This window comes from Sandarakinorhabdus sp., assembly GCF_040398645.1.
GTDB lineage: Bacteria > Pseudomonadota > Alphaproteobacteria > Sphingomonadales > Sphingomonadaceae > Sandarakinorhabdus.
Window position 1 is genome coordinate 9,489 of the sequence record NZ_JBBATR010000053.1, and the last position, 7,011, is coordinate 16,499.

The window sequence follows — 7,011 nt, forward strand, 5'->3', positions numbered from 1 at the left end:
GCCAATTTGCGCAGCACGTAGGGCAGGATGCCGCCGGCGTAATAATATTCCAGCTCCTGCTCGGTATCGATTCGGCACAGCACTTGAAATTCGCCGCCGCTGCCATCGGGCCGCGTGAACTGCACGGTGAGCATCTGGCGCGGCTTTAGATCGGACAGGCCGGTCAGCTCAAAGCTTTCTTCGCCGGTCAGGCCAACCGTCTTGCGGTCCGTGCCGGGCGCAAATTCCAGCGCCAGCACGCCCATACCGACCAGATTGGAGCGGTGAATGCGCTCGAAGCTTTCGGCGATCACGGCGCGCACACCCAGCAGGGCGGTGCCCTTGGCGGCCCAATCGCGGCTGGAACCGGTGCCATATTCCTTGCCGGCAATCACCACCAAGGGCGTGCCGTCCGCCTTGTAGGCTTGTGCCGCATCGTAAATGTCGTGCTGCGCGCCTGATGGCACATGGCGGGTGACGCCGCCTTCGACGCCGGGCACCATTTCGTTGCGGATGCGGATATTGGCAAAGGTGCCGCGCATCATCACTTCGTGGTTGCCGCGGCGCGCGCCATAGCTGTTGAATTCGGCCTTGCTGACCTGGCGTTCGTTCAGATAGCGGCCGGCCGGGCTGGATTCCTTGATGCTGCCGGCCGGGCTGATGTGATCGGTGGTGATGCTGTCGCCAAACATCGCCAGCGCGCGGGCGCCGATGATATCGGCCACCGGGGCCGGTGTCATGGTCATGCCATCGAAATAGGGCGGGTTCTGCACATAGGTGGACGCTGCGTTCCAGCGGTAGGTGGCGCCGCCTTCAACCTTGATCGCCTGCCAGCGTTCATCGCCTTCGAACACATTGGCATAGCGCGCGGCAAACATTTCCGGGGTGACATTGGCCATGACCATGCCGGCGACTTCGGCGTTGGTGGGCCAGATATCCTTGAGATACACCGGGCCGTCGGTGCCCTGGCCGATCGGCTCAACGGTCAGATCGCGGCGCATGGTGCCGGCCAGCGCATAGGCGACGACCAGCGGCGGAGAGGCGAGGTAATTGGCCTTCACATCCGGCGACACGCGGCCTTCGAAATTGCGATTGCCCGACAAGACCGAGCAGGCAACCAGATCATTGGCGTTGATCGCATCGGCAATCGGTTCCGGCAGCGGGCCTGAATTGCCGATGCAGGTGGTGCAGCCATAGCCGACCAGATTGAAGCCGAGCGCGTCCATATCCGCGGTCAGGCCGGATTTGTCGAAATAATCGGTGACGACCTTGGAGCCGGGCGCAAAGCTGGTTTTCACCCACGGCTGGTTTTTGAGGCCAAGCGCGCGCGCCTTGCGGGCGACCAGGCCGGCGGCGACCAGCACGGCGGGATTGGAGGTGTTGGTGCAGCTGGTGATGGCAGCGATCACCACATCGCCGTGGCCGATATCGTAATTGGCACCGGCCACCGCCACGCGCTGGCCCATGGTTGCCGATTTGCCGTAGCTGCCGCCCAATTCGCCTTCGAACGCCGGCGCGGCCACCGACAGCAGCACCTTGTCCTGCGGGCGGCGCGGGCCGGCCAGGCTGGGCATGACGCTGCCCAGATCAAGCTCCAGGGTGTCGGTGAACACTGGATCGGGCGTGCTGGCATCGCGCCACAGGCCCTGCGCGCGGCTGTAAGCCTCGACGAGCGCCACATCCTGCGCATCGCGGCCGGACAGCACCAGATAATCGATGGTCTTGGTATCAACAGGGAAAAATCCGCAGGTGGCGCCATATTCCGGCGCCATATTGGCCAGCGTGGCCCGGTCCGCCAGCGTCAGCGCATCGAGGCCGGGGCCGTAATATTCCACAAAGCGCCCGACGACGCCCTTCTTGCGCAGCATCTGCGTGGCGGTGAGCACCAGATCGGTGGCGGTCACGCCTTCGGCCAGATTGCCAACCAGCTTGAAGCCGACGACTTCGGGGATCAGCATCGAAACCGGCTGGCCCAGCATCGCGGCTTCAGCTTCGATACCGCCCACGCCCCAGCCCAGCACACCCAGGCCGTTGATCATGGTGGTGTGGCTGTCGGTGCCGACCACCGTGTCCGGATAGGCGATCATCGCGCCCGACGTGTCGGCGGATGACCATACGGTTTTGGCGAGATATTCGAGATTGACCTGGTGGCAGATGCCAGTGCCCGGCGGCACCACGCGGAAATTCTTGAGCGCGCTGCTGCCCCAGCGCAGGAATTCATAGCGTTCCAAATTGCGGGCATATTCCAGCGCCATATTGTCTTCAAAGGCATGCGGATTGCCGAATTCATCGACCATGACGCTGTGATCGATGACCAGATCGACCGGCACCAGCGGATTGATCTTGGCCGGATCGCCGCCCAATTTGGTGATGGCATCGCGCATGGCCGCCAGATCGACCACGCAGGGCACGCCGGTGAAATCCTGCATCAACACCCGCGCCGGGCGATAATTGATCTCATGATTGGACGTGCGCGGCCCCTGCCAATCGACGATGGCCTGCACATCGGCCACCTTGACGGTGCTGCCGTCTTCAAAGCGCAGCAGGTTTTCCAGCAGCACCTTCATCGAATAAGGCAGCCGCGCCACATCGCCGAGCTGCGCCGCGGCGGCTTCAAGGCTGTAATAGGCGTAATCCTGGCCGCCGACATTGAGGGTGCGGCGGGTGTGCAGGCTGTCGTGGCCGATGGCGGTCATGGCGCGGTTTCCTGTGTATGATTTTTGACAAGTGATGGGGTTGATCTAGCCGGTTTGCCGCAGCGCGCAAAGCCTGCGGCTCCAACATTCGTGTCAAAGCGCGCACAGGTTGCACGGGTGAAAAAACACACCAATAAGGGGGCATGGCCTCACCTGAAATCGATGCGCTCACGCAGGCACTGGCTCGGCTGCCCGGTCTTGGGCCGCGGTCGGCGCGGCGGGCGGTGTTGCATCTGATCAAGCGGCGGGAGGTGGCGTTGGCGCCGCTGCTGCAGGCGCTCACGGCGGTGGCGCGCAATCTGGTGGTGTGTGGGCAATGCGGCAACGTCGAAACCAGCGATCCGTGCAGCGTCTGCCGCGATCCGCGCCGTGATCCGGCGCTGCTGTGTGTGGTGGCCGATGTTGCCGATCTGTGGGCGCTGGATGATCGTCGGTTGTTTGCCGGGCGCTATCATGTGCTGGGCGGGCGGCTGTCGGCGCTGGATGGGGTGGGTCCGGACGATCTCGCCATCCCGTCGTTGATTGCCCGCGCCAGCGATGGGCAGGTGACGGAGGTGGTGCTGGCGCTGTCTGCCACCATGGAGGGGCAGGCGACCATGCATTATGTTGCCGAGGCGCTGGCCGGGACCGGCGTGAAGGTCAGCCAGCTGGCGCAAGGCCTGCCGATGGGCGGGGAGCTGGATTATCTGGACGAAGGCACGCTGGCGCTCGCCCTTAATGCCCGTCGCCCGGTGGGGTAGAGTCCAGCGGGCAGAAGGGCTCACCCCTGCCCGCCGGAAGTCATCGTTGTCTTTTACAGTTTCACCAGCATCTTGCCGGTGTTCTTGCCTTCGAACAGGCCGATGAACGCATTGGGCGCTTCGGCGATGCCTTCCAGCACGGTTTCCTGCCATTTCAGCTTGCCGTGACGGATCCACGGGCCAACCTCGGCGAGGAAATCGCCGCGCAGGCCGGCAAATTCCATGACGATGAAGCCGCGGATGGTCAGCGATTTGCCGACGATCTGGATGAGGTTCTTCGGGCCAGGAGCGGGATCGGTGTCGTTGTAGGCGGAGATCATGCCGCATTCGATCAGGCGCGCGAACGGCCGGGCGACTTCGATGGCGACTTCGAGATGCTCGCCGCCGACATTGTCGAAATAGATGTCGATGCCCTTGGGCGCGGCGGCCTGCACGGCGGCCAGAAGATTGCCGCAGGTGCGGTAATTGATGGCGTGATCGATGCCGAGGCCCTTGAGCCATTCGCATTTTTCATCGCTGCCGGCGGTGGCCACCACGGTGCAGCCCTTCAGCTTGGCGACTTGTGCCACGATGCTGCCCACGGCGCCGGCGGCGCCCGACACAAACACCACGTCGCCGGGCTTGGGCTTGCCGATCTGGGTCAGGCCGGCCCATGCCGTCAGGCCGGGCATGCCGAGCACGCCCAGAAACGCCTCCATGGGCACACCCGACGGCACATCCAGCTTTTCGAGTGCGCCGGCTGCAGTGACGAAGGCTTCGCGCCAGCCCAGCATCGACAGCACGACATCGCCGACCTTCAGCTTGTCGGAATTGCTGGCGGCAACGACGCCGACGGCGCCGCCCTGCAACACTTCGCCGATGGCGAACGGCGGCACATAGCTGGGGCGGTCGTACATGCGGCCGCGCATATAGGGATCGACGCTCATGAATTTGTTGTGGACCAGCACTTCGCCATCGCCGGGGGCGGGCAGATCAAGGCTGGCCAGTACAAAATCGCTGGTGGCGGGAACGCCAACCGGGCGGGCGGCAAGGCGGATTTCGTGGGTGGTGGCCATGTGTTTGTCTCCTGTTGCCGTCCTGCTTAGGCGCAAATGGCGGCAACGCCACCTCTTGGGTGAGACAGGGCATCAGATTTCGACTTGCGATCCCAGTTCGACCACCCGGTTGGTGGGCAGCTTGAAAAAGTCCATGGCGCTTTCGGCGTTGCGCATCATCCAGCTGAACAGATGCTCGCGCCACAGCGCCATGCCGGGTTTGTCGCTGGCCAGCAGCGTCTGGCGGGATAGGAAGAAGCTGGTTTCCATCATCTTCAGCTTGGGCCCGCAATTTTCGACCTTTTTCAGCACGGCCGGAATATCGATTTCCTGCATGAAGCCATAGCGGACCAGGATGCGGTAAAAGCCGTTGCCAAGCTCGCGCACGCCGATACGGTCTTCATCGGACACATAGGGCACTTCATCGATCGCCACGGTCAGGATCATGATGCGATCGTGCAAGATCTTGTTGTGTTTGAGATTGTGCAGCAGCGCCTGCGGCACACCCACTGGCGATGTGGTCATGAACACCGCCGTGCCGTGCACGCGGGTGGCGGCTGCGGCCGCTGACTTGATGAACACCTCCATCGGCATCGACGAATCGCGCAACCGTGCCTGCATAAGCGCGCGGCCGCGCGACCAGGTGGTCAGGCCGGTGAAGGTGATCAGGCCAATCAGCAGCGGGAACCAGCCGCCATCCGGGATCTTGATGATATTGGAGCTGAAATAGGCAATATCGACAATCGCCAGCAAGCTGATCAGTGGCCACGCCAGCCATTTGTTCCATTTCCAGATGCGCAGCACCGGCACGGCAATCATGAAGGTGGTGATGATCATGGTGCCTGTCACGGCGATGCCATAGGCCGCCGCAAGATTGCTGGAGGTGCGAAAGCCCAGCACGAGCAGCGCTACCAGCACCATCAAGGTCCAGTTCACCGCCGGGATGTAAATTTGCCCGAATGTGGACGCGGAAGTGTGCACGATCTTCATGCGCGGCAGAAACCCGAGCTGGATGGCCTGCTGCGCCACCGAAAACGCCCCGGAAATCACCGATTGGCTGGCAATCACGGTGGCGAGCGTAGCCAGGATGACCAACGGCAGCCGCAGGCTTTCGGGCGCCATCAGGTAAAACGGATTGGCCGCAGCCGCCGGATCGGACAGCAGCAATGCGCCCTGACCAAGATAATTGAGCATCAGCGCAGGAAACACCGCCAGCAACCACGCCGCCTGAATAGGCCGTGCCCCAAAATGCCCCATGTCGGCATACAGCGCTTCAGCGCCGGTAACGGCCAGCACGATGCTGCCCAGGGCCAGAAAGGCCAGGCCGGGATTATCGAGGACGAAATAAGCGGCGTGAACCGGGTTCAATGCTTCCAGAATTTCCGGGTTTTTGATGATTTGAGAGAGGCCGAGCACAGCAAGTGTGCCGAAATAGACCAGCATCACCGGCCCGAACAGCGCACCCACCTTGGCCGTGCCGCGTGACTGAAACAGGAACAGCCCGATGATCAGCGCCATCGCCAATGGCAACACGGCCGTGGACAAGCGTTGATCGACGATGGTCAAACCCTCGACCGCCGACAGCACCGAAATCGCTGGCGTGATGATGCAATCGCCAAAGAACAAGGCCGTGGCCAACACGCCCAGCAGCGCCATGGTGCGGGTGCGGCCATCATCGCCAAGCTGCCGCGATATTAGGGCGTATAATGCCATCGATCCGCCTTCGCCGCGATTGTCGGCGCGCATGACGATGCTGACATATTTCAACGTCACGACGATCATCATCGTCCAGAACACCAGGCTGAGTACGCCGAACACGCGCAGCGGATCGACCATCAGGGGATGGTGGCCAACAAAAACCTCTTTGAGGGCATAAAGCGGGCTGGTGCCGATATCGCCGAACACGATGCCCATGGCACCGATGGCCAGCGGCAATGTGCCTTGTTTGGCGAGGGCCTCGTGTCCCGATGGGGAGCCGGGGGACGCTGCAACACCGTTATTCGACATTGGCCGGCCTGTTCTAAAATTAAGTAAATGAGCCGGTAGCACACGCGCCCTTGTGCTGCAATGCGGCATGGCCGGCGGTGGCCGCGCAGGCGGCATGGCTGGCGGTGGCCGCCACAGGCGGCATGGCTGGCGGTGGCCGCCACAGGTGGCTATTATAGATGATCGCAGCGCAAGAGGGGCAAAGATGCGCATCGCTTTTCTGCTTTACGACAATCTTACCCAGCTTGATCTGACCGGGCCGGCGCAGATTCTCAGCCGCTTGCCGGGCGCGCGGGTCGATTATGTGGCGGCAACGCTTGATCCGGTGATGAGCGATTGTGGTCTGGCGCTGGTGCCCACCGTCACCATGGCCGATGCCGGGCAATATGATCTGCTGTGCGTGCCGGGCGGCTATGGCTGCTCCGCGGTGATGAACGATGCCGCCGTGCTGGATTGGCTGCGCGGGCAGGCGCCGGGATTGCAGTATCTCACCAGCGTGTGCACTGGATCGTTGATCCTGGCGGCGGCCGGCTTGCTGCGCGGGCGCCGCGCTGGCTGCCATTGGGCGTGGGGCGA

At 62.8% G+C, this 7,011-nt stretch carries 5 protein-coding genes; 2 read left to right on the plus strand and 3 right to left on the minus strand.

Annotated elements, in window-relative coordinates:
* A partial coding sequence (gene acnA / locus ABWP50_RS10900; RefSeq protein WP_353218010.1) for an aconitate hydratase AcnA occupies positions 1-2,675 on the minus strand: 2,675 nt, incomplete at its 3' end.
* Between the two features lie 143 nt (positions 2,676-2,818).
* On the opposite strand from acnA, the gene recR reads away from it, so the two are divergent.
* The gene (recR, locus tag ABWP50_RS10905) at positions 2,819-3,415 is read left to right on the plus strand and encodes a recombination mediator RecR (RefSeq protein WP_353218011.1); all 597 of its coding nucleotides are present in this window, start codon (positions 2,819-2,821) and stop codon (positions 3,413-3,415) included.
* A 53-nt stretch (positions 3,416-3,468) separates the two neighbouring features.
* On the opposite strand, the gene ABWP50_RS10910 is transcribed toward recR, so the two are convergent.
* Both ABWP50_RS10910 and ABWP50_RS10915 read right to left on the minus strand, forming a co-directional pair.
* A complete protein-coding gene (locus tag ABWP50_RS10910; protein ID WP_353218012.1) occupies positions 3,469-4,470 on the minus strand; it encodes an NADP-dependent oxidoreductase in 1,002 nt (333 codons plus the stop codon).
* 72 nt (positions 4,471-4,542) lie between these two features.
* Positions 4,543-6,456 (minus strand): potassium transporter Kup, encoded by a 1,914-nt coding sequence (locus ABWP50_RS10915; protein WP_353218013.1) that lies wholly within the window; start codon positions 6,454-6,456, stop codon positions 4,543-4,545.
* A 184-nt stretch (positions 6,457-6,640) separates the two neighbouring features.
* On the opposite strand from ABWP50_RS10915, the gene ABWP50_RS10920 reads away from it, so the two are divergent.
* The coding region (locus tag ABWP50_RS10920) for a DJ-1/PfpI family protein (RefSeq protein ID WP_353218014.1) at positions 6,641-7,011 on the plus strand (371 nt) is incomplete at its 3' end.

What these genes read in the sequence shown, in the direction of transcription:
- recR (WP_353218011.1), top strand. Translation starts at nt 2,819, where the DNA reads ATGGCCTCACCTGAAATCGATGCGCTCACGCAGGCACTGGCTCGGCTG.
- ABWP50_RS10910 (WP_353218012.1), bottom strand. Translation starts at nt 4,470, where the DNA reads ATGGCCACCACCCACGAAATCCGCCTTGCCGCCCGCCCGGTTGGCGTT.
- ABWP50_RS10915 (WP_353218013.1), bottom strand. Translation starts at nt 6,456, where the DNA reads ATGTCGAATAACGGTGTTGCAGCGTCCCCCGGCTCCCCATCGGGACAC.